Origin of the sequence: Kitasatospora sp. NBC_00039 (assembly GCF_045160625.1) — a bacterium.
Classification (GTDB): domain Bacteria; phylum Actinomycetota; class Actinomycetes; order Streptomycetales; family Streptomycetaceae; genus Kitasatospora.
In genome coordinates this window covers 291,666-316,101 of sequence record NZ_CP108290.1, presented here as the reverse complement: position 1 = coordinate 316,101, position 24,436 = coordinate 291,666, and the positions used below count along the sequence as shown (strand labels likewise).

The 24,436-nt window shown below is 73.8% G+C and carries 21 protein-coding genes and 1 pseudogene; 15 read left to right on the top strand and 7 right to left on the bottom strand.

What is annotated here, in order from left to right; all coding sequences use genetic code 11:
• Window positions 1-145 precede the first annotated feature (145 nt).
• The 7 genes from OG286_RS37570 (at window position 146) to OG286_RS37540 (ending at window position 8,603) form a co-directional block, all read left to right on the top strand.
• Window positions 146-1,243, top strand: a complete 1,098-nt coding sequence (locus OG286_RS37570) for a caspase, EACC1-associated type (protein ID WP_331741490.1) — start codon at window positions 146-148, stop codon at window positions 1,241-1,243.
• A gap of 484 nt (window positions 1,244-1,727) precedes the next feature.
• Window positions 1,728-3,053, top strand: coding sequence for a discoidin domain-containing protein (locus OG286_RS37565; RefSeq protein ID WP_331741489.1), 1,326 nt, complete (start codon window positions 1,728-1,730; stop codon window positions 3,051-3,053).
• 2 nt (window positions 3,054-3,055) lie between these two features.
• Complete coding sequence (locus OG286_RS37560; protein WP_331742634.1) at window positions 3,056-4,309, top strand: MFS transporter; 1,254 nt, start codon at window positions 3,056-3,058, stop codon at window positions 4,307-4,309.
• On the top strand, window positions 4,306-5,313 hold the full coding sequence (locus OG286_RS37555) for a hypothetical protein (RefSeq protein ID WP_331741488.1): 1,008 nt from the start codon (window positions 4,306-4,308) through the stop codon (window positions 5,311-5,313). The genes OG286_RS37560 and OG286_RS37555 overlap by 4 nt, the downstream gene beginning before the upstream one ends.
• A gap of 274 nt (window positions 5,314-5,587) precedes the next feature.
• The gene (gene lanL, locus OG286_RS37550; protein WP_331741486.1) at window positions 5,588-8,335 is read left to right on the top strand and encodes a class IV lanthionine synthetase LanL; all 2,748 of its coding nucleotides are present in this window, start codon (window positions 5,588-5,590) and stop codon (window positions 8,333-8,335) included.
• Window positions 8,332-8,451 (top strand): ALQxL family class IV lanthipeptide, encoded by a 120-nt coding sequence (locus OG286_RS37545; protein WP_331741485.1) that lies wholly within the window; start codon window positions 8,332-8,334, stop codon window positions 8,449-8,451. Before lanL ends, OG286_RS37545 begins: the two co-directional genes overlap by 4 nt.
• A gap of 32 nt (window positions 8,452-8,483) precedes the next feature.
• Window positions 8,484-8,603, top strand: a complete 120-nt coding sequence (locus OG286_RS37540) for an ALQxL family class IV lanthipeptide (RefSeq protein WP_331742630.1) — start codon at window positions 8,484-8,486, stop codon at window positions 8,601-8,603.
• Window positions 8,604-8,902: 299 nt separating this feature from the next.
• Here OG286_RS37540 and OG286_RS37535 read toward each other — a convergent pair whose 3' ends face one another.
• The 4 genes from OG286_RS37535 to OG286_RS37520 all read right to left on the bottom strand — a co-directional run bounded on the left by OG286_RS37535 (window position 8,903) and on the right by OG286_RS37520 (window position 12,241).
• Entirely contained in the window at window positions 8,903-9,148 is a 246-nt protein-coding gene (locus OG286_RS37535; protein ID WP_331741484.1) for a hypothetical protein, read from the bottom strand.
• Window positions 9,145-10,299, bottom strand: coding sequence for an inorganic phosphate transporter (locus OG286_RS37530; protein ID WP_331741482.1), 1,155 nt, complete (start codon window positions 10,297-10,299; stop codon window positions 9,145-9,147). The genes OG286_RS37535 and OG286_RS37530 overlap by 4 nt, the downstream gene beginning before the upstream one ends.
• A 172-nt stretch (window positions 10,300-10,471) precedes the next feature.
• Entirely contained in the window at window positions 10,472-11,146 is a 675-nt protein-coding gene (locus tag OG286_RS37525; RefSeq protein WP_331741481.1) for a pyridoxamine 5'-phosphate oxidase family protein, read from the bottom strand.
• Window positions 11,147-11,224: 78 nt separating this feature from the next.
• Entirely contained in the window at window positions 11,225-12,241 is a 1,017-nt protein-coding gene (locus tag OG286_RS37520; protein WP_405358694.1) for an alcohol dehydrogenase catalytic domain-containing protein, read from the bottom strand.
• Window positions 12,242-12,569: 328 nt separating this feature from the next.
• Here OG286_RS37520 and OG286_RS37515 point away from each other — a divergent pair, with 328 nt between their 5' ends.
• Window positions 12,570-13,421, top strand: coding sequence for a universal stress protein (locus tag OG286_RS37515; RefSeq protein WP_331741479.1), 852 nt, complete (start codon window positions 12,570-12,572; stop codon window positions 13,419-13,421).
• A gap of 31 nt (window positions 13,422-13,452) precedes the next feature.
• Here OG286_RS37515 and OG286_RS37510 read toward each other — a convergent pair whose 3' ends face one another.
• Together OG286_RS37510 and OG286_RS37505 are read right to left on the bottom strand one after the other, a co-directional pair.
• On the bottom strand, window positions 13,453-14,151 hold the full coding sequence (locus OG286_RS37510) for a CBS domain-containing protein (protein ID WP_331741478.1): 699 nt from the start codon (window positions 14,149-14,151) through the stop codon (window positions 13,453-13,455).
• Window positions 14,152-14,156: 5 nt separating this feature from the next.
• Window positions 14,157-16,877: a GNAT family N-acetyltransferase gene (locus OG286_RS37505; RefSeq protein ID WP_331741477.1), complete on the bottom strand. Its 2,721-nt coding sequence runs from the start codon at window positions 16,875-16,877 to the stop codon at window positions 14,157-14,159.
• Window positions 16,878-17,113: 236 nt separating this feature from the next.
• Between OG286_RS37505 and OG286_RS37500 the strand changes: the two genes are divergently transcribed.
• From OG286_RS37500 to OG286_RS37470, 7 genes and pseudogenes are all read left to right on the top strand, one after another.
• Complete coding sequence (locus tag OG286_RS37500) at window positions 17,114-17,857, top strand: helix-turn-helix domain-containing protein (RefSeq protein WP_396324611.1); 744 nt, start codon at window positions 17,114-17,116, stop codon at window positions 17,855-17,857.
• Window positions 17,858-17,957: 100 nt separating this feature from the next.
• The gene (locus tag OG286_RS37495; protein ID WP_405366116.1) at window positions 17,958-20,336 is read left to right on the top strand and encodes a glycoside hydrolase family 65 protein; all 2,379 of its coding nucleotides are present in this window, start codon (window positions 17,958-17,960) and stop codon (window positions 20,334-20,336) included.
• A 200-nt stretch (window positions 20,337-20,536) separates the two neighbouring features.
• Window positions 20,537-21,415, top strand: a complete 879-nt coding sequence (locus tag OG286_RS37490; RefSeq protein WP_331741472.1) for a universal stress protein — start codon at window positions 20,537-20,539, stop codon at window positions 21,413-21,415.
• Window positions 21,416-21,584: 169 nt separating this feature from the next.
• Window positions 21,585-21,866, top strand: coding sequence for a dsRBD fold-containing protein (locus tag OG286_RS37485; RefSeq protein WP_331741470.1), 282 nt, complete (start codon window positions 21,585-21,587; stop codon window positions 21,864-21,866).
• Between the two features lie 86 nt (window positions 21,867-21,952).
• A complete protein-coding gene (locus OG286_RS37480) occupies window positions 21,953-22,807 on the top strand; it encodes a universal stress protein (RefSeq protein ID WP_331741469.1) in 855 nt (284 codons plus the stop codon).
• A 126-nt stretch (window positions 22,808-22,933) separates the two neighbouring features.
• Window positions 22,934-23,161 (top strand): annotated as a pseudogene (locus tag OG286_RS37475) (flavodoxin family protein); the annotation flags it as partial.
• 145 nt (window positions 23,162-23,306) lie between these two features.
• The gene (locus OG286_RS37470) at window positions 23,307-23,465 is read left to right on the top strand and encodes a hypothetical protein (protein WP_331741467.1); all 159 of its coding nucleotides are present in this window, start codon (window positions 23,307-23,309) and stop codon (window positions 23,463-23,465) included.
• A gap of 59 nt (window positions 23,466-23,524) precedes the next feature.
• Here OG286_RS37470 and OG286_RS37465 read toward each other — a convergent pair whose 3' ends face one another.
• The gene (locus tag OG286_RS37465; RefSeq protein WP_331741466.1) at window positions 23,525-24,406 is read right to left on the bottom strand and encodes a hypothetical protein; all 882 of its coding nucleotides are present in this window, start codon (window positions 24,404-24,406) and stop codon (window positions 23,525-23,527) included.
• Between the last annotated feature and the right edge of the window lie 30 nt (window positions 24,407-24,436).

Below are 24,436 nucleotides of genomic sequence, written 5' to 3'. Positions count from 1 at the left end.
ACGGACCCGCCGACCTCACGCGACCCGCGGCACTCGCCCGACCCGCCGGGATCGGCCGACCCGCCGAACTCCCGTGACCCGCCTCGCTCCAGGGGCGCGCCGCGCGGGCGCGGATGCCGTCCCGCGGCACGCCCCGGAGCGGTGAATGCGCCTGCCGGACCCGCCGCGCTCCAGGGCCCTGCTGCTGGGCTCCAGCCGGTACGCCGACCCCGACCTGCCCGACCTGCCCGCCGTGCGCAACAACATCGCCGACCTCGCCGAGGTGCTCACAAGCCCGTGGGGCACGGCCCTGCGGTCCGAGCACTGTGTGGCGAAGCCCGACCTGGCCGATCTCGCCGTGATCGGCACCCGGTTGGTGACCGCGGCCGTGCAGGCGGAGGACCTCCTGCTGGTCTACTACACCGGCCACGGCCTGGTCGGCCCGGACGGGGAGCTGTACCTGTCGCTGCCCGGGACCTCCAGTGACCCCGCGCTGATCGCCTGGACGGGGCTGCCCTTCGGCCTGCTGCGCCGCACGCTGGCCACCGCCCGTGCGGCGAACCGGGTCCTGATCCTGGACTGCTGCTTCTCCGGGATGGCCGTCGACACGATGGCCTCCGCCACCTCGGTGGTGGCCGGCCAGCTGGAGGCGGCGGGGACGTGCACCCTGGCCTCCTCACCGGCGAACCGGCCCTCCGTCGCGCCCTCCGACGCGAAGCACACGGCCTTCACCGGTGAACTGCTGCGCCTCCTGCGGCACGGGTCGACGGAGGCGGCGGAGTTCCTCACCCTGCTGGCCATCCACGAACATCTCGCCAGGGTGCTGCCCAGTCAGGGGCACCCGCGCCCCGAGCAGCGCAACACCCGCACGGCCGGCAAGCTCGCCCTGGTCCGGAACCGGCTGTACACCCACTCCCCCGACCCGGAGGCACTGGCCAAGGAGGGGGAGCGACTGGAGCGGGTCGGCTCGACCGCCGAGGCGGAGCAGCAGTACCGCAGGGCCGCCGAGGCCGGGCGGCCCGACGCGATGCTTCGGCTGTCGCGCCTGCTCGAACGGCGCGGAGCCCTGTCCCAAGCGGGAATCTGGCGCCGGAGGGCCGCCGAGTCCGGCGATCCGACCGCCATGAACGACGTGGGAGTCCGCTCCTGGCACACCGGGGATCTCGTGCAGGCCGAGCAGTGGTTCAGGAAGGCCGCCGATGCCGGGCTGGCCGAGGCGAAGGAGAACCTCAGGACGCTCCTACGGCAGAAGGGCCGGGCCTGACCGGCGGTCTCGGACACCGTCGACGACGTCACCTCCCGGGACCGTCACCACGGCATCGTGCGCTCCCCGCCCGTCCCGGCGTGCCGCCCTGCGCCGCCGGCGAGGCAGTTGAGTGATCGTCAATTGACCGGTCCGCGGTTTCGGACGGCGCTCGGCCTGCCTGCGCGAACCCGGCCGGGAAGGCGTTGATGCGTTGCAGCTCGTAGCCCGACGTGAGCGGCAGCCCAGACCCTGGCCGGCGGCGCCCGCGGGTCGGACTCCGGACGAAGTTCGGTCCTGCTCGACCATTGATAGGAAACTTTACTTTCTACTAGGCTGTCGGCCGGCGGCTTGGCGCGGCACCCGTACCGAACGGGGTGTGACGCGCTCAGCGAGAGCTCTGACCCGGCCGCTGCGGTGGTGCGGTCGCCGCTTGACCGGCGGGCTCGTGTGGTGTGCGCCGGTGTCCAGCTCTCGCCGTTTCTCAAGGTCAGGGAGTCCAGGAATGCGTCTTGGTGTCTCGGCAAGGCCTGTCCGTATCGGTGTGTTCGCCGCTGTGCTCGCGTTGCTCGGCGGCCTGTTGTTCGGCTGGTCCGGGCGGGCGGGGGCGGCGGCCGATCCGCTGATCTCGCAGGGGAAGCCCGCGGCGGCGTCGTCCACGGAAGGCTCGTCGTACGCGGCGGGGAAGGCGTTCGACGGGAGCGCCACCACGCGGTGGGCGAGCGTGGAGGGGAAGGACCCGCAGTGGCTGCGGGTGGACCTCGGCGGGAACGCCAACGTCTCACGGGTGAAGCTGGGTTGGGAGGCCGCGTACGCCAAGGCGTACCGGCTGGAGGTGTCGGCGGACGGGGTGACCTGGACGACGGTGGCGGAGGAGAAGGCCGGGAACGGCGGGACGGACGACTGGACGGGGCTGGCCGGCAAGGGCCGCTACGTCCGGATGTACGGAACGGCGCGCGGGACGTCGTACGGGTACTCGCTGTTCGAGATGGAGGTGTACGGGGCGCTGGACGACGGGCCCCCGCCGGGCGGGGCGTTCACCGTGGTGGCGGCGGGCGACATCGCCGCGCAGTGCACCGCCTCGGACAGCGGCTGCGCGCACCCGAAGACCGCCGCGCTGGCCCAGCAGATCAACCCGAAGTTCTACCTGACGATGGGTGACAACCAGTACGACGACGCCCGGCTCTCGGACTTCCGGAACTACTACGACAAGAGCTGGGGTGCGTTCAAGGCGAAGACCCACCCGGTACCGGGGAACCACGAGACCTACGACCCGGCCGGGTCGCTCGCCGGGTACAAGTCGTACTTCGGCAGCATCGCCTACCCGCAGGGCAAGAGCTGGTACAGCTTCGACGAGGGCAACTGGCACTTCGTCGCGCTGGACTCCAACGCCTTCGACCAGAGCGCCCAGATCGACTGGCTGAAGGCCGACCTGGCGGCCAACGCGAAGAAGTGCGTCGCCGCCTACTGGCACCACCCGCTGTACTCCTCGGGCGGGCACGGCAACGACCCGGTCTCCCGGCCGGTGTGGAAGATCCTCTACGGCGCCGGGGCCGACCTGGTGCTGAACGGGCACGACCACCACTACGAGCGGTTCGCCCCGCAGGACCCGGACGGGAAGGCCACCGCGGACGGGATCGTCGAGATCGTCGGCGGGATGGGCGGCGCCGAGCCGTACCCGATCGAGCAGGTCCAGCCGAACAGCCAGAAGCGGATCAGCGGTGAATACGGCGTACTGAAGCTGGACTTCACCGACTCCGGGTACGGCTGGAGCTACGTCGGCACGGACGGCCAGGTCAAGGACACCAGCCCGAAGTACAGCTGCCACTGATGATGTACCTGGCCACCACCGGCCGCCGTCCGGACGCGCCGCCCCGCCCCAGTGGGGCGGGGCGGCGCGTCCCCGGCACGGTCGTCGCGCTCGGCGCGGTCAGCCTGGTCACCGACGTCTCCTCGGAGATGGTCACCGCCGTGCTGCCGCTCTACCTGGTACTGGGGCTCGGCCTCTCACCCCTCCAGTTCGGTTTTCTCGACGGACTGTTCAACGGCGCCACGGCGCTGGTCCGGCTGCTCGGCGGCAGGCTCGCCGACCGGGGCGGCGGCCGGCACCGGACGGTCGCCGGGGTCGGCTACCTGCTCTCGGCACTCTCCCGGCTCGGGCTGCTGCTGGCCGGCGGGGCCGCCGGCGGGATCGCCGCCGCCCTGGCCGCCGACCGGCTCGGCAAGGGCGTGCGGACCGCGCCGCGGGATGCGCTGATCTCGCTCAGCGCACCGCCGGAAGCGCTCGGCCGGGCGTTCGGCGTGCACCGGGCGATGGACACCACGGGGGCGCTGCTCGGACCGCTGGTCGCGTCAGCGGTGCTGTGGGCGACGACGGACGCGTACGACGCGGTGTTCGTGGTCAGCTTCGCCACCGGCCTGCTCGGCGTACTGGTGCTGATGCTGTTCGTCCCGGCCCGGACGGCGGTGCCGGCCGTCCGGCCGAAGCCGGCCCGGAACAGGAACAGGAACAGGAACAGGAACAACGCACTCGGCGACCCGGCGTTCCGGCGGGTGGTCACCGCCGCCGCGCTGCTGGGGGCTGCGACGGTCGGCGACTCCTTCCTCTACCTGCTGCTCCAACGCGGCCTGGACCTGCCGCCCGTGCTCTTCCCCTTGCTGCCGCTCGGCGCGGCGGCGTGCTACCTGCTGTTGGCCGTACCGGCGGGCCGGATCGCGGACCGGACCGGGCGGCGCACCCCGTTCCTCTGCGGGCACGGTGCGCTGCTCGCGGCCTACCTCACCCTGACGGCTCCGCCGGGGTGGCCGACCGCCGTACTCACCCTGGCGCTCCTGGGCGTCTTCTACGCCGCCACCGACGGCGTGCTGATGGCGCTCGCCGGTCCGGTGCTGCCGCCGGACCGCCGGGCAAGCGGGCTCGCGGTGCTGCAGACCGGTCAGGCACTGGCCCGGCTGCTCGGAGCGGCCGGGTTCGGCGCGGCCTGGACGTGCTGGGGGCCGCGCCCGGCCCTGGCGGCCGCCGCACTCGCACTGGCCGCCGCACTCGCCGCCGCACGGCGGATCCTGCCGGGACGGGAGGTCTCATGAAGGCGCGATCGACGGTGCTGGTCATCGCTGTCCTGGTGTTGCTGGGCGGATCGCTCGGGTACGTGCTGCACGCCAGGCAGCGCGGCGACGGGCACCAACTCGTCGCAGCAGAGAGCTCGTTCACCCTGAACGAGCCCGGGCTCTACTACCGGGACACCGCCACCGGGCGGGTCGCCCGCAGCCAGGGGGCGCCGGACGGGCCGTCCTGCGCCCGGTTCTACGCCGCGGGGGACCGCGCGCTCTGCCTGCGGGCACTGCCCGGCGTCCCGGCCCGTACCCAGGCGGTGGTGTACGACCGGCGGTTCACCGAGCTCCAGACGGTGACGGTGCCCGGCATCCCGAACCGGGCCCGGGTGTCGGCCTCCGGGCAGCTGCTCTCCTGGACCACCTTCGCCGTGGGGGACTCGTACGCGGCCGGCGGCTTCTCCACCCGGACGTCGATCCTGGACCTGCGCACCGGCTACCTGGTCAAGTCGATCGAGGCCATCCCGCTGACCGTCGACGGTACCCGCTACCACGCCGCCGACATCAACTACTGGGGCGTCAACTTCGCTGCCGACGACAACCGCTTCTACGCCACCGTGTCGACCGGCGGCCGGACCCACCTGATCGAGGGCGACCTCCGGGCGTGGTCGGCGCGAACCCTGCGGGAGAACGTCGAGTGCCCCTCGCTCTCACCGGACGGCACCCGGATCGCCTTCAAGAAAAAGGTCTCGGCCGATCCGGCCGCGCCCTGGCGGCTCCACGTCCTGGAGCTCGCCGGGATGCGCGAGCACCCGCTGGCCGAGTCGCGCAGCGTGGACGACCAGGCGGCCTGGCTCGACGGGGAGACGCTCGGCTACGCGCTGCCGGCACCGGACGGGAAGGGCACGGACGTCTGGACCGTCCCGGCGGACGGCAGCGGGGCGCCACACCTGCTGGTGCCCGGCGGCTCGTCGCCGGTGGCCGTGCCGGCGGCGCCGGCGGCGGCGCCCGTGTCGCCGGCGCCGCCCGTGCCGAGCTGACCGGCGATCGGCCTTCCGGCCGTCGGGAGCAGGGGCTTGGGGCTTGGTTCTCGGTGCTCGGTTCTCGGCGTCCGGTCCTCGGTGCTCCGCAGTGTGGCGAACCGAGGTGGCGAACCGCTGACCGCCCCACACGCTGCGCGGGCGTATATGGGGGTCCGCGGACCGGAAGATACGTGCTCATCCCCCATGAACCGCAGGTCCCGCGGCGGCAGGATCGGCGGTGCGGTCGGACGCAGGCCGGCTCCGGCAGTCTCCAGAGAACGAAGGAAGAACGATGGCAGACGGGCACACGGCGGGCGAGGACTCGGCAGATCCGTACGCCACGTTCTTCCCCGACCTGATCGGGATGGTGCTCCGCCGGCAGGGCGCTCGGGGCTGGTCCGTCACCCCGGAGGACTTCTGGTGCCGCGTCTCCCCGAGCGACGCCGCCCCGGGCCGGAGGCAGGGCTGGAAGCTGCACGTGTCGGCCACCCCGCTCTCCGCCCCGATGGTGCTGACCCGTGCCGCCGAGGTGCTCGTCGCCGCCCGGGCCCCGTTCAAGTGCGCCGGCACCCCCGGCCGTCTGACGGAGCTCGTCTCCGCCCGCTACGACCGGGGAGGCGGCGGAAAGTTCATCACCGTCTACCCGAGCGACGACGACCAGTTCCGGCAGCTGGCCGAGGAGTTGCACCGGGCCACCGCGCACCTGCCGGGGCCGGGCATCCTCTCCGACCGTCAGTACCGGCCGGGCAGCCTGGTGCACTACCGCTACGGCGCCTTCCGAGGCTATCCCCGGCTCACCAACGACGGCTCACCCGAGCCGATGCTGCAGGCGCCCGACGGGAGCTTCGTCCGGGACCGGCGGCGAGCCGGTTTCAGCGCGCCCGCCTGGGCCACCTCCCCGCTGCCGCCGCCCGAAGAGCCCCCGCCCGCCCCCGGGACGAGCGTCCTCCTGAACGACCGCTACGTCGTACACAAGGCCATCCGGCACTCCTACCGGGGCGGAGTCTTCCTCGGCACGGACCAGCGGACCGGGCAGGAGGTCGTCATCAAGGAGGCCCGGCGGCACGTCGGAGCCACCCTCAGAGGCACCGACTCGGGCGAGCGGCTGGGCCACGAGGCCGAGATGCACACGCTGCTCGCGCCGCTCGGCCTGTGTCCGCAGGTGCTGGACGTCTTCGGCCAGGGCGGAAACCGGTACCTCGCCGAGGAACGCATCGCCGGGCAGACGCTGCGCTCCTGGGTGTCCGAGAGGCTCCGCCCCGACCGGGCGTCGGTGCTGGAGCTGGCCGGGCAGCTGGTGACCGTCGTCGAGGCCGTCCACGGGGTCGGCCTGGTCCTACGGGACTTCAGCCCCAACAATCTGATGGTCACTCCCGACGGCGAGCTCCGCCTGATCGACCTGGAGGCCCTCGCCCGCCCCGGAGACCTCGCTCCGGGCATCCACACCCCGGGCTTCTGCGCCCCGGAGGTGCTCGACAGCGCCCCGAACGGCTTGGCTCCCGCCCCGGAGTCCGACCTCTACAGCCTCGGTGCCGTGATGTTCCACCAGCTCACCGGCGCCGAGCCCGCGCTCGCCGCGGACAGCGGGGCGACGCGCGGCCAACACGAACGTCTCGCCGCCCTGCTCGCCGCCGCCCTCGCCGACCGCCCGGAGCTCACCGCCCTCCAGCCGCTGGTGCTGGGGCTCATGGCGGAGGACCCCAACGACCGTTGGAGCCTGGACACGGTCCGCGAGACGCTCGCCGGGCTGCCCGCCACCGCACCCGTGGACGCACCCCCCGCCACCGGGAGCGCCCCGGACAGCGGGCGTGTCCTGGACGGCGGGAGTGTCCTGGACGACGGGACCGCGGAGCGGCTGCTCTCCGACGGGCTGACCCACCTGATGGACACCATGACCCCGCTGGACCCCGTACGGCTCTGGCCCGCCGACCCCTCCGCCGAGCGGACCGATCCGCTGAACGTGCAGCACGGCGCGGCCGGCGTCCTGTCCGTCCTCACCGCGGCCGCCGCACACCGGACGGACCCACGGCTGCGGGCGACCGTCGCCGAGGCCGCGCAGTGGATCGCCGCCCGGGCCCGGACCGGCGGACAGCAGCTGCCCGGGCTGCACTTCGGGCGCTCCGGCACCGCCTGGGCCCTGCTGGACGCCGCCCGGCTGCTCGAGGACGACGGCCTCGCCGCGCACGCTGCCCAGCTGGCCCGCGAGGTGCCGGTGCGCTGGCCCAACCCCGACGTATGCCACGGCGTGGCGGGCGCCGGCCTCACCCAGCTCCACTTCTGGCAGGCCACCGGTGACAAGGAGTTCCGCGAACGCGCGGTCGCCGCCGCCGAGGCCCTGCTGACCACCGCCGCGAAGGGCCGCTCCGGTGTCGTGTGGCCCGTCCCGGCCGACTTCGACTCCGAGCTCGCCGGAATCACCCATCTCGGCTTCGCCCACGGCGTCGCCGGCGTCGGCACCTTCCTGCTGCTCGCCGGGCTCGCCGCGGAGCGGGAGGACTTCGTCCACGCCGCCCGGGCAGCCGCCGAGACCCTGCTCACCACCGCACGCGTGCGGGACGGCGGCGCGGGCTGGCCCGTCGAGGACCGGGGCGCCGACACCCCCGCGCACGCGCCCCACTGGTGCAGCGGCGCCTCCGGCATCGGCACCTTCCTGATCCGCCTCTGGCAGGCCACCGGGGATCCCCGCTACCGCGAGACCGCCGAACAGGCCGCGACCGAGGTGTACCGCTGGCGGTGGCGGAGCTCGCCGGCCGCCTGCCACGGCCTCGCGGGCAACGCCGAGTACCTGCTCGACCTCGCCGAGGCCCTGAACGACCCCGGCCACCGGCGCCGCGCCGAGGAACTCCTCGCCTGCGCCCACGCGCGGCACGTCGTCCACGACGGGCTGCTCCTGATCCCCGACGACACCCTCACCGGGGTGGGCGTCGGCTACAACACCGGACTCGCCGGGCCGCTCGGCCTGCTGGTACGGCTCCACCACGGCGGGCCACGCCTGTGGCTGCCCGCCCCGACCCGGCCGGAAGGAGGTGACCACCCATGACCAACGACGTCAACGCCCTGCAGCTGCTGGACAGCGAGGAGCAGACCACCACGGACTACATCTGCTTCCCGTTCAGCATCTTCACGTGCGGCAACTGGAGCTACGGCGACATCTAGCGGACCCGACCCGAGGAAAGCGAGTGAGTACGATGACCAACGACGTCAACGCCCTGCAGCTGCTGGACAGCGAAGAGCAGACCACCACGGACTACACCTGTTTCCCGTTCAGCATCTTCACGTGCGGCCACTGGAGCATCGACGACATGTGAGGCCGACAGGGGAAGAAGCGAGCACGGCGACATCCGATGTGACCGCCCTGCAGCCGCCGGAGACCGAGCACTGCGGCCTGGACGACGCCCCTGTCCTCACCCTCCGGGATTGCCTGGTCCGGACTCACACGGACGCGTGACCACGAGCGCCCCACGCCGGCGCGGGTGGCCGAGATCCTCTCGGCCACCCGCGCCGGTCGCCTGTCGGCCGTCGGCACTCGGGACGGGTGCGGTGGATCGACCAACTCTGCTGCCGGCCCGGCGGCCTGCCCGAGCTGCGTCCGCTCGGCTGAAGCCGCTCAGCTGTGGCCCACGATGACGGAGATCCCCCAGCCGATCGCGGCGAGCACCGCGGCGAAGCACAGCCCCGCCACCACGTGGCCGACGGGCCCGGCGGTCGGCCGCCCGGTGACAGCCTCGTCCGCCGGGGCCGGTGGGTTGAGGGCGCGCAGGCCGATGGCGAACAGGGCCGGCAGGCCGGCGCCGGCGAGAAGGCCCACCGCGACGATCCGCCACAGCGCGTCCAGGTTGATCCAGGTGCTCACAGGGCCGCCCTGTCGGCGTCGGGTTCCGGGACCACCGAGCCGGTCCAGGTGGCGTTGACGTTCTCCGGTGTCACGGCCTGGTGGCGGGAGGCGACGTAGAAGGCGGTGGAGGCCAGCAGCAGCACGAGGAAGATCACCACGACGCCGAGGGTCCCGCCGATCCCGTTCGCGGCCCAGTAGGCCGCGGCGCCGACCCCGCCCGCGGCCGGCAGGGTGAACAGCCAGGCCACCGCCATCCGGCGGGCGACGTTCCAGCGCACCACGGCGTCCTTCTTGCCGACCCCGACACCGACGATCGATCCGGTGGCCACATGGGTGGTGGAGAGCGAGTAGCCGAAGTCGGTGGAGGCCAGGATCACCGCGGCCGAGGCCGACTCGGCAGCCATGCCCTGGGGCGACTCGATCTCCAGGAGTCCCTTGCCCAGCGTCCGGATGACCCGCCAGCCGCCGATGTAGGTGCCCAGCGCGATCGCCACCGCGCAGGACGTGATCACCCAGGTCGGGGAGGTGGCCCCGGGCTCCAGGGCGCCGTTGGCGATCAGGGCCAGCGTGATGACGCCCATGGTCTTCTGCGCGTCGTTGGTGCCGTGGGCGAGCGAGACCATCGAGGCCGAGCCGACCTGGCCGCGCCGGAAGCCGTGGTCGCGCGGGCCTTCGGACACTCCCCGGGTGAAGCGGTAGACGAGGTGGGTGCCGACCACGGCGACGGTGCCGGCGATGAACGGGGACAGGGTGGCGGGCACGATCACCTTGGACACCAGGCCCTGCCATTTGACGGCGGAGGCACCGGCTGCCGCCATCGTGGCCCCGACCACGCCGCCGACGAGCGCGTGCGAGGAACTGGAGGGGATGCCGAGGTACCAGGTGGTGAGGTTCCACAGGATGCTGCCGGCCAGGCCGGCGAAGACCACGGTGAGGGTCACGTCGCCGCTCTGGACCAGGCCGCTGGCGATGGTCGCCGCGACGGCGGTCGACAGGAACGCGCCGACCAGGTTCAGCACAGCGGAGACGGCGACCGCCACCCGTGGGCGCAGGGCCCGGGTGGCGATCGAGGTGGCCATGGCGTTGCCGGTGTCGTGGAAGCCGTTGGTGAAGTCGAACCCCAGCGCGGTGGCGACCACCAGTGCCAGGACCGCGTCGTTGCCGGTCACGGGCCCGAACCTAGATCGTCGGCCACAGCCTTCCGGTGCTGCGGCGGCCCGGCACGCCGGGTCGCCGCAACACCGCCATCCGATCGGACCAACGGCGCAGCACCTGAGCTCGTCGTCAGACGCCCGGAATCTCCACGCCTCCGTCGTCGCCGCGCCGGTGCACGGCAGCGGCTCAGCCACCGCCGATCCTGCGCCCGGTGATCTCGTCCGCCCGGATCCGCACCCAGAGCGGGCGCTTCCCGCCGGCCCACGGGGTGGTCGTGGGCAGCTCCGACAGCCGCCGCACCTCGTCGCCGTCCGTCACGTGCCGCGCCTCGCCGAGGATGAGAACGCTCCAGCCCCGGCTCAGGTGGTCGTCGATCCGGTCGACCTGGAACGACACCGGGGCCCCGTCGTCCGGGGCCGCGCTGCTTCGGGTGGCCGTGCGGAAGACGATGCTCGCGTCGTCCACGGTGTAGTTGACCGGGAAGACCGCCGGTCCCGGCTCGACGGGCAGGGCGATCCGGCCCACGCCGTGGGTGCCGATCTTCTCCCAGCACTCGGCGGCGGTGAGGTGGAGGAGGAGTGGACGCGAGGCCGCCTGCGGCTGTCCCGGCGGGGCGTCGGCACGGCCCTCCAGCAGGTCCTGGTAGGTGAGTCCGAGGGCGGCGGCGATCCGCAGGAAGCCGGCCGGGTCGAAATCCGGGCCGGCCGCCAGCAGGTGCTGGAGGTAGCGCGGCGCCATCGCCGCCTGGTACGCCAGCATCTGCTCGGTCAGGCCGAGTCGGGAGCGCCGCTCGGTGATCCTGCGCGCGACGTCTGCGGGATCAGCGTGACGGACGGCTTCGAGGTCGTGGTTCTGGTTCACCGTGTGCTCCTTGGCTCGCCGGTCTCCGGGTCACGTGCCTCCGGGTCACGACGGAAGAGCGCGACTTTGAGGGCACCGTTAACCGTTGGTGCCCGCGTCGGCGAAGACGTCGTAGGCCTCCTGCATCTCGTCGAGGCCGAACCGGTGGGTGACCAGCCCGGAGACGTCGAGCCGGCCGGCGGCCAGCATGTCGAGCAGCCGCGGGGTGCTGTGCGTGTCGACCAGGCCGGTGGTGATGGTGACGTCACGGATCCAGAGGTCTTCGAGGTGGAGGACGGCCGGCTTGCCGTGCACGCCGACGTTGGCCACCCGCCCGCCGGGGCGCACCACGCGGGTGCAGAGCTCGAACGCGTCGGGGACGCCGACCGCCTCGATCGCCACGTCCGCCCCGAGTCCGTCCGGGCTCAGCGCGCGCACCGCCTCCGGTGCTGCTTCGGCGACGGTGAGTACGGTGTCGGCTCCCATCCGCTTCGCGGCGTCGAGGCGGCTCGTCGCGAGATCGACGGCGATGATGCGGGAGGGGCTGAAGAGCCGGGCGGTGATGATCGCGGCGAGGCCGACCGGGCCCGCGCCGACGACCACGACTCTGTCGCCGGGGCCGATCCGGCCGTTGTGGACTCCGACCTCGAAGGCGGTGGGGAGGATGTCGGCGAGCGCCAGGGCGTTCTCGTCGGTCACGCCTTCGGGCAGCCGGTGGAGGGAGTTGTCCGCGAACGGGGTGCAGACGTACTCGGCCTGCGTGCCGTCGACCAGATGGCCGAGGATCCAGCCCCCGCCCCCGGTGCACTGGCCGTAGCGCGCGGCGCGGCAGTAGGCGCAGCGGCCGCAGGCGGAGATGCAGGAGACCAGGACCCGGTCGCCGGCCTCGACGGTCCGTACGCCGGAGCCGGTCTCGATGACGGTGCCGACGGCCTCGTGACCGAGAACGCGGCCGTCGGCGACCTCGGGGACATCGCCCTTGAGGATGTGCAGGTCGGTGCCACAGATGGTGACCGCGTCCACCCGCACGACGGCGTCCTCGGGGTCGCGGACGGCGGCGTCCGGAACCTCGCCCCAGGTGCGGCGGCCCGGTCCGTGGTAGGTCAGCGCCTTCATGTCCTGATCACTCCCTCGGGACCTCGCCGGTGCGGAACGACAGCGGTGCCATCCTGTCTTCTCCTCCAGCGTTCCCCGTGGAGCGGTTCGCCGCCATGGGCCGGGTGGGACCTGCACCGGGGCCGATGGGCCCAGGCGGCGCCCCGGCGAGGCAGGGCGCACCCGAGCTGCCGCGTCCGGTCCGGCCATGGCACCCGGCGAGTCTCGGATCTCTTCTCCCGCTGCTCTCGGGCGGCGCCGGGCATAGCCTGGACGCAAGCCGAACGCGGGTCCCTCACGAGCACCGGGCTGCCCCGCGGTGCCGCCCCGCGATCCGGAGGTGCCTGCCATGAGGAACCCTGTCGTCGTGGGCGTCGACGCCTCGGCGTCGAGCGAGCAGACCGTCGACTGGGCGTCGGACGAGGCGTGGCTGCGGGGGGCGCCCCTCCACGTGGTCCACGCCTGGTTCGGTGAGGCCGCGTCCGCGCCCGCGGGCCGCGAGACACGACTCCCCAAGGATGCGGGCGCCGCCGTGCTCGACGCGGCACGCGAACGGGTCCTGCTCCGGCACCCCGGCGTCGACGTCGCCACCTCCCTGGTGGACGACGACGCGCGTGACGCCCTGGCCACGGCCGCCGGGGGCGCGCTGCTCCTCGTGCTCGGCGCACGGGGTTCGGGGGGCTTTCCCCGGCTGCTGCTCGGCTCGACCAGCCTTCACGCCGCCGCTCACGCCCCCTGCCCGGTCCTCGTGGTGCACCCCACCGAGGCCGGGACCGGCGGCGAGGTGGTGGCGGGTGTCCAGGGCAGAGGACAGGACGAACAGGTCCTCGCGTACGCCTTCGATTCCGCGCGGCGCCGGAACCTCCCCCTGCGCGTACTCCATGCCTGGGCCTATCCGCTGGTCACCGGCCCGGGACACGAGCTCCCGCTGGTCTACGAGGAGGGCCACATCGCCACCGAGCACGAGCGGCTGCTCTCCGAGGTGCTGGCCGGCTGGCGCGAGCGGTTCCCGGACGTCACGGTCACTGCCACCTCCGTGCGCTCCGATCCGGCCCGGGAGCTGGTCTCCAGGTCCCGGGCGCAGCGGCTGGTCGTCGTCGGCCGGCACGGGGAGCACCGCGGCCCGCTCGGCAGGCTCGGCTCGACCAGCCAGTCGGTCGTGCAGCACGCCCGCTGCACGGTGGCCGTCGTACCGGCCTGAGCCCCCCGCCGTCTCGTTCGGCCGGTGAGGGTCAGCCGGCGGCATGAGGCGCGGTGTCGTCGATGTCCCAGCCGAGCCGGTCGGTGAGTCCGCTGAGCCCGTCGATGCGGGCGACCTGCAGGCAGATCGCGGCGGCGTCGCTGCGGGTGCGGGCGCGGCCGTGCAGGACGACGTGGCCGCGTTCGCAGGTCACCCGGACGGAGGCGGGGGCGATGCCGGAGCCGGGGGTGAGCACGATGGCGAGGGCTTCGGTCCGGACGGCTTCGTCGTCGTGGCGCAGGGCGTCCAGCAGGTCGTGCGGCGAGACCAGACCGACCAGGCGGCCGTCGCCGTCGACCACCGGCAGGTGGTGCAGGGATTCGCGGCGCAGCAAGGCCACCGTCTCGGTGACGCTCTGCTCGTCGGTCACGGTGACCGCGGGCGCGGTCATGAGGTCCTGTGCGTGGAGTTCGCCTCGGGCGGCTCGCCCCGCGTGTTCGTCGGCGTACGCGGCGAGCAGGTCGGAGGCGGCGACGACCCCCGCGACCGTGCCGTCGGCCGTGACGACGGGCAGGATGCCGCGCCGGGAGGCGGTGATGGCGGCGACCACGGTGGCGAAGTCGGTGCCGGGGGTGACGGCGATGCCGGGGCGGCTCATGCAGGCGCGCACCCGGGTGCGGCCAGGCGTAGGCGAGGCGTCCGGGTGGGCGATGGTCTCGGCCGTGGTGCCGTCGAGGATGCTGTGGTTCATCGTGCTCACGCCTGCTGGGTGGCGGCCGGTCGGCGCAGTCGTCGCAGGTAGGGGTCGAACGAGGGCCGGGGTTCCAGTCTGACCCGGGCATCGACGCAGACGGCGCCGGCGGGGCGGGCGATGAGGGGGTTGAGGTCGGCCTCGACGAGCTGGGGCAGGTCGGCGGCGAGCCGGGAGAGTCTGGCGAGCACGTCGCGGACCGCGGCGAGGTCGGCCGGGGGTGCGCCCTGGTGACCCAACAGCAGGGGTGCGCCACGGAGTTCGGTGACCATGGTGGTGAGATCGTGCTCGGTGAGCGGGGCGAGCCGGGCGGCTCGGTCGGCGAGGACGTCGGCGGCGGTGCCGCCCATACCGAGGACGACGAGCGGGCCGAAGACCCGGTCCTGCACCACGCCGGCGAGCAGTTCGACGCCGGGTGCGGCCATCGGCTGCACGACCGCGCCGCTCAGCCGCCTGCCGAAGCGCTCACCGAACTCGCGGAAGACGTCCCTGACCTGCGAGTCCGTGGCAAGCCCGGTGCGCACCGCACCGGCGGCGCTCTTGTGGACCTGGCCGGGCCAGTACGCCTTCAGCGCGACCTCTCCCCCGTGCCCGAGGCCACGCAGGCCCTCGGCGGCGGCCACGGCGGTGTGCTCGTCCGGGGCCCAGACCGAGGTGATCAGCGGCAGGCCGTAGCAGTCCAGCAGGTCGGCCGTGCTCACCGGGTCGAGCCAGCCGCCGTCCGGGTTGGCCGCGAGGTAGGCGTCGACCATGGACCTGGCGGCCTTCGGGTCGCAGCCGGGTGCGTCGGCCTCGGCGGCGAACGGCTCGGCCAGCCACCGGGCGCGGTCGCGGGCGTGGGCCAGGGCCCGGGCGGCGGCCACCGTGTCGCAGTACACGGGCAGCAGGCCACCGTCGGCGCAGGTCAGGTAGCGGACGGGCACCTGCTGGTCGAGCAGCACGGCGGCGACCGGGATCCTGCGCCGGGCCGGGCCGTCGAGCAGGGCGCGCACGGGGTCGCGTTCGGCGGTCGTGGTGAGTGCGGTGGGCACGAGGCAGACCAGCAGCGCGTCGACGGTCCCGCCGCGTTCCAACGCCTTCAGGCAGCGGGCCAGTTCGGCCGGCCCGACGGCCGCCGTGGTGTCGACGGGGTTGCGCGCCGCCGCACCGTCCGGAAGTGACTCCAGGAGATCGGGCGCGAGTTCGGGCAGCAGGAGACCTGTGTCGGTGCAGGCGTCCGCGGCCAGGATGCCGATGCCGCCGGCGTTGGAGACCACCGCGACCGCACCGCGCGGAGCGGGCAGCGGCTGGGCGTGCAGCAACGCTGCCGTCCCGACGAGTTCGTCGATGCTGTGGGCCGCGGTGATCCCGGCTTGCCGGAACAGCGCCTCACGGGTGACGGTCGGGGTGGCGGCCGCCGCCGTGTGCGAGGCGGCGCCCCGGCGCCCCGCCGGCGAACGTCCGGCGTCGACGGTCAGGACGGGCAACTTCCGGGTGACGCGGCGGGCGGTTCGGGCGAAGGCCCTCGGGCTGCCGAAGGACTCCAGGTGCAGCAGCGCCAGGTCGGTGCGGCCGTCACCCTCCCACCACTGGAGCAGGTCGTTGCCGCTGACGTCGTACTTGTCGCCGAGCGAGACGAAGCCGGAGACTCCGATACCGAGCCAGGCCAGCCGCTCCAGCAAGGCGATGCCGACGCCGCCGGACTGGACGGCCACGCCGGCACTCCCGGGCAGCGGGAACGCGCCGCCGAACTCGGCGTCCAGCCTGACGTCGGGATCGGTCTGCGCGACGCCCAGGCTGTTGGGGCCGACCAACCTCATGCTGTACCGGCGGCAGGCCCGCATCAGCTGCCGCGACTCGCCCTGCCCGAGGCCGGCGGTGAGTACCACCAGCGCCCGGACGCCCGCCCGGCCGCACTCCTCGGCCACGCCCGCCACCACGGCCGCAGGCACGGCCAGCACCACAAGGTCCGGGATGGCCGGCAGGGCGCGCACCGACGGGTACGCGCGCTCACCCGCGACCTCCTCCGCGCGTGGATTGACCGCCCACACGGGCCCGGCGAAGCCGCCCTCGCGGATCTTCCGCAGCACGGTCTGCCCGACCGACCCCGGCCGGCGCGAGGCCCCCACGACCGCGACCGAGGCCGGTCGCAGCAGCGGGCCCAGGCTGGCGACGTCAGCGCGGCGGCCGCGCTCGTCGACCGCCTCGCGGTAGTGCTCGTCCGCCTCGTCGAGCGGCACCCGCACCCGGATCTCGCCCTGTTCGAGGCGGCGGTGCACGGGCAGCCCGAGGTCGGCGAAGACGCGGTGGACTGCCCGGTTGCCGGCCAGCGTGTCGGCCTCGAGAACCCGGACACCCCGGCCGCGCGCCGCGTGGACCAGGTACTCCAACAGCAGGGTCGCCACTCCCCGGCGGTGCCAGTCGTCGGCCACCGCCAGCGCCAGTTCGGCAGCGTCCGGGCGGTCGTCCAGGATCTCGCAGTCCGCTTCCCCGACCAGGTCGTCGCCGGCCCATGCACCCAGGGCGAGCAGCCCGGGGCGGCCGGCGCCGCACAGCCGCTCGGCGGCCAGCCGCGGTGCGGTGCGGCTGGCGCCGAAGAAGCGCAGCCGCCGGCTCTCGGCGGACATCCGGTTCGCGTGCAGGTCGAGGACGGCCTCCCGGTCCGACGTGGCGATCGGGCGGATCTCGACCGTCGTGCCGTCGGCGATCAGCGCCTCGGCGGTCGGCGGCAGGTGCGGAACGGACATGGCCTCTCTCCTCGGCGGCCCCGGCGGTCAGGACATCTCCAGCGTCCGCACACCCGCTCCTCCCGGGAAGGGCCGACCGGCCCACCATCCGGCCGGGTACCGGCGGACCGTTCAGTACCCCGCACGGCCCGGTCGGCCCTCGCCGTGAGGTCCCCGCTCACCGACCATGGAACTGTGCCGGCCGTTCGGCGCCGCTGCAGCGCCCCCGGCGGACCGGGCCGTGAAGGGAGAAGTCCATGCCCATGACAGCATCAGGCGGGGAGCCGCCGCAGGACCGTCCGTCCCGATCCCACGACGGCGAGGACGACCAGGCCGGTCCCGGCGACATCGGCCGCCGGATCGCCCTGCGTCGTCGGCAGCTCGGGCTCAGCCGTGCGGAGACGGCGGAGAAAGCCGGCATGGCAGAAGGCTTCCTGGAGTATCTGGAATCCTCGCCGGCCGCCGTCGAGACCGGGCCGCTGATCAGACTCGCCGACGCACTCGGGACCTCCGCCTCACAGCTGCTCGGCGGCGGGCTCGACCTGCCGACCGGGTGGGCCGCGGCCGCCGCCCACCCGGTCCTGACCGAGCTCTCGGCCCCGGAATGCTGGGGCAGGCTGGCACCGGGCGGCGTCGGGCGGGTCGCGCTGAGCACGCCGGAAGGGCCTGTCGTGCTGCCGGTCAACTACCGCGTGCTGGACGGCACCCTGCTCTTCCGCACCGCCGCCGGGAGCATCCTCGCCACCACCCCGGGAAGCCGGATCGCCTTGGAGGTCGACCGGATCGACGAGGCGTCGCGCACCGGCTGGAGCGTCCTGGCCGTCGGTGAGGCCACCGCCTTCGACGAACCGGAGGCCGTCGAGCACCTCGTCCGGCGCGGCAACCCGGACCCGTGGGCAGGCGGGCCGCGCGACGTGTGGGTGCGGATCAGGCCGACGTCCGTCACCGGCCGGGCCATCCACACGCAGGAGGAGGAGGCGGCTACGGACGACGGCCGGTGAGCGGGCCGACGACCCGTTGCGCAGACTGGAAGGACGCCGACAGCACGGAGGCCGCCGCGTGGAACCGGACAGCCCCGCCGCGGGCCGGGCGGACGCCCTGATGCCCGACCCCTGGGCGCTCCGCTACCAGGGCTTCGACCCCGCGCAGGAGGGACTGCGGGAGGCCCTGTGCGCGGTCGGCAACGGCTACGTCGTCAGCCGCGGCGCCGCACCCGAGTCGGTCGCCGACGGCGTCCACTACCCGGGCACCTACCTCGCCGGCTGCTACGACCGCGCCTCCTCGACGGTCGCGGGCCGCACGGTCACCAACGAGGACCTGATCAACACCCCGAACTGGCTGCCACTGACCTTCCGCCCGGTCGGCGGCACGTGGTTCACCGGCCCGCCGGCCGAGCAGAGCCTGGAGCTGGACCTGCGATGCGGGCTGCTGACCCGTCGCGCCCTGGTCGTCGACGCCGAGGGGCGGCGGACCCGGCTGGTGCAGCGCCGCCTCGCCAGCCAGGCGCAGCGGCATCTGCTCGCCCTGGAGACCACCCTGACCGCGGAGAACTGGTCCGGCCTGCTGGAGATCCGCTCCGCCCTGGACGGCACCGTGGCCAACACCGGGGTCGCCCGCTACCGCGGCCTGACCGCCCGCCACCTCGTACCGGCCGGCCAGGGCCTGGACGGGGACGGGCCGCTCTGGCTGGAGGTCGCAGCCGCCGGTTCGCCGCTGCACATCGCACTCGCGGCGCGGAACCGCCTGCACCGGGCGGGCGAAGCCGTCGGCTGCGACCGTCGCGGCGAGTTCCGGGAGGGCTGGGCGGCCCAGACCCTGACCGCGGACATCCGGGCCGGCCACCCGCTGACGGTGGAGAAGACGGTCGCCGTCCACACCTCACGCGACCCGGCGATCGAGGCTCCCCTGCACGCCTCGCGCCTCCTGGTCGCGCAGGCCCCGGGATTCGAGGAGCTCCTGGCCGACCACTCCCTCCGCTGGGGCGAACTGTGGCGCCGATGCCGGATCGAGGCGGACTTCGAGGGCGCCGGCCCGCTGCACCTGAACGTGTTCCACCTGCTCCAGACGTACTCCGAGCACTCCGCCGACCTCGACGTCGGTATCCCGGCCCGGGGGCTCCACGGCGAGGCCTACCGGGGTCACGTCTTCTGGGACGAGCTGTTCGTCCTCCAACTGCTCAACCTGCGGTTCCCCGAGCTGGCGCGAGCCGTCCTGCGCTACCGCCACCGCCGCCTGGACGCGGCGCGCCAGGCCGCCCGCGAGGCCGGCCTTCGCGGCGCGATGTACCCGTGGCAGAGCGCGAGCGACGGCCGCGAGGAGTCCCAGCGGCTCCACCTCAACCCGCTCTCCGGCCGCTGGCTGCCCGACCACAGCCACCTCCAGCGACACGTCGGCTCGGCCGTCGCCTACAACATCTGGCAGTACTACCAGGCCACCGGCGACCTGGACTTCCTGGCCGAAGCCGGCGCCGAAACGCTCCTGGAGATCGCCCGGTTCTGGGCCTCGGCCGCCACCTACGACCCCCGGCGGGACCGCTACTCGATCCGCGGGGTACTGGGCCCGGACGAGTACCACGACGCCTACCCGTGGGCGGACGGCCCCGGCCTGGACGACAACGCGTACACCAACGTGCTGGCCTCCTGGGTGCTCGCCCGCGCCCTCGACACCGTCCGCGTCCTGCCCGGCTACCGGCGCGACGAGCTGCTCGAACGACTGGCCCTCGACGACACCGAACTCGGCCGCTGGCGCGAGGTCGGGCGGCGGCTGCACGTCCCCTTCCACGACGGTGTGCCGAGCCAGTTCGACGGCTACGAGCGACTCGCCGAACTGGACTGGGCCGCCTACCGGTACCGCTATCCCGACCTGCGCCGGCTCGACCGGATCCTGGAGGCCGAGGGCGACACCGCCAACCGCTACCGGGTGTCCAAACAGGCGGACGTCCTCATGCTCTGGTACCTGTTCTCCGCCCACGAGGTCCGCGACCTGCTCCGCCTGCTCGGCTACCCCGCCGGTCACGAACTGCTGCGCCGCACCACCGCCTACTACCTGCGCCGCACGGTGCACGGCTCCACGCTCAGCTCCGTGGTCCACGCGTGGGTCCTCACCCGCTCCGACCGCCGCGCCTCCTGGCGGCACTTCCGCGACGTCCTGGTCGCCGACCTCCGGGACGCCCAGGGCGGCACCACGGCCGAGGGCGTCCACCTCGGTGCCATGGCCGGCGCGGTCGACCTGCTGCAACGCTGCTACACCGGCCTGGAGATCCGCGAGGACGCTCTCTGGCTGGACCCGCGCATGCCGTCCGCGCTCGGCCGGATCGAGCTGGAGCTGCGCTACCGCGGCCACTGGGGCGTCGTGATCGCCACCGACCGCCGGACGGTCACGGTGAGCCTGCGGGCGGGATGCCAGGAGCCCGTCCAGATCCGGTTCCGGGGCGCCCCGACCCTCGTCCGGCCCGGCGAGAGCCGTGCCTTCCCGCTCTGAGGCCGTCAGCGATCCGCATCAACGCCGCCCGGACGTCTTCCGCCGGGGCCGGACGGCCAGTGCCCCGTACGGTCCGACCCGACCGTTGGGCCGATCGGCCCTCCCCCCGAGCGCCCCGTTCCTCCTGGCGTGGGAACAGAACCGGCCATAGCGTGGGAACAGAACCGGCCACAGCGGGCCGGCCGTCCGGTGGAGGAGCCATGACATCCGCCAGCAGGAACCGTCCGATCGTCCTCGGTGTGGACGCCGTCGCCCCGGGGGCGACGGTGGTCGCCTGGGCCGCCGACGAGGCCGACCGCCGCAGGCTGCAGCTGCGGATGGTCCACGCCGTTGTGCCACTCCCCCACGACGTACGTGCCTTCGCCGGGGGCGCTTACCACAAGGAGCTGCGCGAGCGCGGCGACCAGGCCCTGGACGAAGCAACCACCCTCGCCCTCCAGCGGCACCCCGGCCTGTCGGTGGCGACGGCCGTCAGCGAGGACGTCCCCGCCCTGATGCTCTGCCGGGAGTCCGCCCACGCCGAACTCGTCGTCCTGGGCTCGCGCCGGCTGAACCGGCTGGAGGAGCTGCTGAGCTCCTCCTCGGTGACCGTGCCGGTGAGCGCCCAGGCCCACTGCCCGGTGGTCGTCGTCCCCGAACCGGAGCATGTCACCCAGGACCCGCCGTACGTGGTGGTCGGCGTGGACGGCAGCCCGTCATCCGCTGCGGCCGTCGACTTCGCCTTCGACCTCGCCGAACGGCGCGGAGCCGTGCTGCGCGCCGTCTGGGTCTGGCAGTCGCACCTGATCGGCCGTCTCGACGAGGAGGCGACCGTCCAGACGCTGCGGCGACTGCTGGACGAGGCCACGGCCGGACGCCGGGCCCTCCATCCCGGCATGGCGCCCACGCACGAGGTGGTGCGCGGCCACCCCGTCGAGGAGCTGGCCAAGGCCTCCGAGCACGCGCTCGGCGTCGTGGTGGGACGCCGCGGACGAGGCGGGTTCACCGGCATGCGGCTCGGGTCCGTCCCGCACGGCCTGCTGCACCGCGCCCACTGCCCGGTCTTCACCGTCCCCGCTCCGTCCGAGGGCGGGCACTGAGCACGGCCGTCAGGGTCGGGGCCGCCCGCCGTCGGGGCCGCTCCCCTCGCCGGCTCAAGGCCCGCGGTCACACGATGGAGGGACCGGACACACCCCGCCCCCACCTGGCGGGCGGTGAACACCCACCGGACCGGCCCCGCGGACGGCCCCTGAAGGAACGGACCTGGACATGGACGAGCGCACCGCACCCCCGGCAGCGCGGACCAAACGGTGGACCCTTCGGCTGGACCTCTTCGAGGAGGGAGACACCACCAAGGTGCACGCCGTGCTCGACACCGGTGACAACACGCTGGAGAGCCGGACCACGGCCCACCGCAACCCGCATGACGACCCCGTGCCGGAGATCGGCGACGAGTACGCCGCCGGGCGTGCCCTGGTGGACCTCGGGCACCAACTGCTCCGCGCCGGCCGGACGGACGCGGCCGCGAACGACACGCCGCCGGATTCCTGACTCACTGACCCGGCCCCGATCGTCACGGGCCCGCCGGGGCACGCCCAGGCGAAGACACCGGCTTCGGCAATCCATCGGAGGACATCGTGAACGGACCTGTCGTGGCAGGCTTCGACGGGTCGCCCGAGAGCGTCACCGCCACCGAGTGGGCGGCCCGCGAGGCGCTGCACCGCCGCCTGCCCCTGGAACTCGTGCAGGCGTGGCCGTGGCCCAGGACCGACGTGCTGGGCACCGCCGACGCCGTCACCTGGAGCAGGCAGCAGCTGGCCTTCCGGGAGGCCGACCTGCGGGCCCGGTTCCGGGGAGCCGAGGTGACCTCCGCCCACGTGCCGGAGGACCCCGCCACGGCGCTGGAGGCCGCGGGCCGGGACGCCACGATGCTGGTCCTCGGGTCGCGCGGGCTCAGCACGCTGCGCGGCTTCCTGGTCGGGTCCGTGAGTCAGGAAGTCCTCCGGCGGGCGGCCTGCCCGGTGGTGCTCGTCCGGGCCGACGACTCCCCGGACCGCACAGCCGAGCGCGAGGTCGTCCTCGGCCTGGACCTCCGGCACGCGTGCGACGCCGTGATCGCGTTCGCCTTCGAGGCCGCCGCCCTGCACGCGGCACCACTGCGCGCCGTCCACGCCTGGGACCCGCCGAACGGCAGCGCGTACATGGCGTTCGCGGCGATCGGCAGCACGGCCGAGGATCTCGCGCTGGCCGAGCGGAAGGAGCTCACGGACACACTGCAGCCTTGGCGGGACCGCTACCCACGGGTGCCGGTGACGCCGGACCTGGTCCGTGGGAGTGCCGCCGGGGTCATCGTCGAGCAAACGGCCCGGGCCGGGCTCGTGGTGGTCGGCCGCCGCACTCGCCGCGCGCCGATCGGCACGCACATCGGGTCGGTGGCCCACGCCGCCATCCACCACGTCCACTGCCCGGTCGCGGTCGTCCCCTACAGCTGACGCACCGACCACGGCTGACGCACCGGCCTTCCGGCACCGGGGTCCCGTCGGCGGAACGGTCAGGGCCGAACGGCCCACGCCCGGTACGCGAGCGGCGCGGCACGCTGGAAGCGAGAGGTGAGAACCATGCACACAGTGATCGTGTACGAGAGCATGTACGGCAACACCCGCGAGATCGCCGAGGCGATCGCCGAGGGCGTCCACGACGCCGACCCGGACGCCGCGATCGACTGCATCCCCGTGGCGGAGGCCGGCGCCGACGTGACGCGGACCGCCGACCTCCTGGTGGTCGGTGGACCGACCCACATGCACGGCATGTCCTCAGGTCTCAGCCGCCGGCTGGCCGCCACCGCCGAGGCGAAGAAGGAGGGACACGAGGACGCCGCGAGGGAGGCCGCCGCGACCGCGGGGGCAAAGCCTGCGCTCCTGGTTCCACGACCTCCCGAAGACCGAACCGGGCACCCACGCGGCGGCCTTCGACACCCGCGCGGACATGCGGATGAGCGGCAGCGCGGCCGAAGGCATCGCACAGCGGCTCTCCCGCCACCACTACGACGTGGTGGCCGAACCCGAGGGCTTCATCGTCGACGAGGCCGACGGTCCCCTGCGTGCCGGTGAACGGGACCGGGCCAGGGCATGGGGCGCGGCACTGGTCTGACGCACCGTCTGACACGCTGCTCGGCCGGGAGGCCGGCCGAGCAGGCGCTGGACAGGAGGTCAGGCGTGTCTGTGCCCAGTCGTAGAGGCGGTGGGCGCTGTCGCCGAGGCGTGTGGCGTAGAGCGTGTTGGTCTGCCCGCCCGCGAGTTCGTCGGTGGTGGTGGTGACGCCGACGACGGTGCCGACGCCGGTCCGGGTGTCGAACTGTGCGAGGTGGGGCCCGCCGCTCGCCCCGTGGGACATGTCGCAGGGCTCACCCCACAGGAGGGGGGCCTTGGGGCCGGGCCGGGCCGGTCCGGTCCGGTCCGGTCCGGTCCGGTCCGGTCCGGTCCGGCGCAGTGGATCATGCGCGAACCGGCGTATGTGGCGCCGGGGTTGTTGAGGCGGTCCTTCGGGTACCCGAAGGTGTGGATGAACTCGCCCTTGGCGGGCTTGGTGAACGCGATCCTCTGGCTTCCCGTGACGTCCGCGATCCGTCGTCCGCCGGCCGCAGGGTTCGCTACGAGGATTCCCGTGTCGTACCCGGCGACAGCGACGGCATCGGAGGTCGTCGTGCCCGGATCCGCGTCCCAGCGGGAGGACGTGGCCATGTACTTGATGCTGAAGCCGCCGAGCGGTTTCGTCCCGTTGCGGTAGCCGGGCACGGTGTTGTTGACGCAGTGCGCCGCCGTGACGACGGTGCTGCGGTTGGCGCTGTCCACGACGGTCGCGGTACAGCTCTCGTCCTCGCCGTGGTTGGTGAAGAAGAGCCTGCCCACCGTCTTGTCCAGGGTGGCGGCACCGGTCCACGGAGCACCGTCGGGGCTGCTCTTGGGCGGGTTGCCGGAGGACGGCGACGTCAGGGCGGTGATCCGCTGCGGGGTCCAGTAGTCCAGGACGGCCTGCTGCTGCGCGGCCGTGACCGCCTCGGCATGGACGGCCACCCGGCTCGTGGGGGCCACGTCCTTCGGCGTCGTCCCTGTGCCCCCTGC

What these genes read in the sequence shown, in the direction of transcription:
- OG286_RS37570 (WP_331741490.1), top strand. Translation starts at nt 146, where the DNA reads ATGCGCCTGCCGGACCCGCCGCGCTCCAGGGCCCTGCTGCTGGGCTCC.
- OG286_RS37500 (WP_396324611.1), top strand. Translation starts at nt 17,114, where the DNA reads ATGCCCATGACAGCATCAGGCGGGGAGCCGCCGCAGGACCGTCCGTCC.
- lanL (WP_331741486.1), top strand. Translation starts at nt 5,588, where the DNA reads ATGGCAGACGGGCACACGGCGGGCGAGGACTCGGCAGATCCGTACGCC.
- OG286_RS37540 (WP_331742630.1), top strand. Translation starts at nt 8,484, where the DNA reads ATGACCAACGACGTCAACGCCCTGCAGCTGCTGGACAGCGAAGAGCAG.
- OG286_RS37510 (WP_331741478.1), bottom strand. Translation starts at nt 14,151, where the DNA reads ATGAACCACAGCATCCTCGACGGCACCACGGCCGAGACCATCGCCCAC.
- OG286_RS37560 (WP_331742634.1), top strand. Translation starts at nt 3,056, where the DNA reads ATGTACCTGGCCACCACCGGCCGCCGTCCGGACGCGCCGCCCCGCCCC.
- OG286_RS37495 (WP_405366116.1), top strand. Translation starts at nt 17,958, where the DNA reads ATGCCCGACCCCTGGGCGCTCCGCTACCAGGGCTTCGACCCCGCGCAG.
- OG286_RS37555 (WP_331741488.1), top strand. Translation starts at nt 4,306, where the DNA reads ATGAAGGCGCGATCGACGGTGCTGGTCATCGCTGTCCTGGTGTTGCTG.
- OG286_RS37485 (WP_331741470.1), top strand. Translation starts at nt 21,585, where the DNA reads ATGGACGAGCGCACCGCACCCCCGGCAGCGCGGACCAAACGGTGGACC.
- OG286_RS37515 (WP_331741479.1), top strand. Translation starts at nt 12,570, where the DNA reads ATGAGGAACCCTGTCGTCGTGGGCGTCGACGCCTCGGCGTCGAGCGAG.
- OG286_RS37565 (WP_331741489.1), top strand. Translation starts at nt 1,728, where the DNA reads ATGCGTCTTGGTGTCTCGGCAAGGCCTGTCCGTATCGGTGTGTTCGCC.
- OG286_RS37545 (WP_331741485.1), top strand. Translation starts at nt 8,332, where the DNA reads ATGACCAACGACGTCAACGCCCTGCAGCTGCTGGACAGCGAGGAGCAG.
- OG286_RS37505 (WP_331741477.1), bottom strand. Translation starts at nt 16,877, where the DNA reads ATGTCCGTTCCGCACCTGCCGCCGACCGCCGAGGCGCTGATCGCCGAC.
- OG286_RS37470 (WP_331741467.1), top strand. Translation starts at nt 23,307, where the DNA reads ATGAGCGGCAGCGCGGCCGAAGGCATCGCACAGCGGCTCTCCCGCCAC.
- OG286_RS37490 (WP_331741472.1), top strand. Translation starts at nt 20,537, where the DNA reads ATGACATCCGCCAGCAGGAACCGTCCGATCGTCCTCGGTGTGGACGCC.
- OG286_RS37520 (WP_405358694.1), bottom strand. Translation starts at nt 12,241, where the DNA reads ATGAAGGCGCTGACCTACCACGGACCGGGCCGCCGCACCTGGGGCGAG.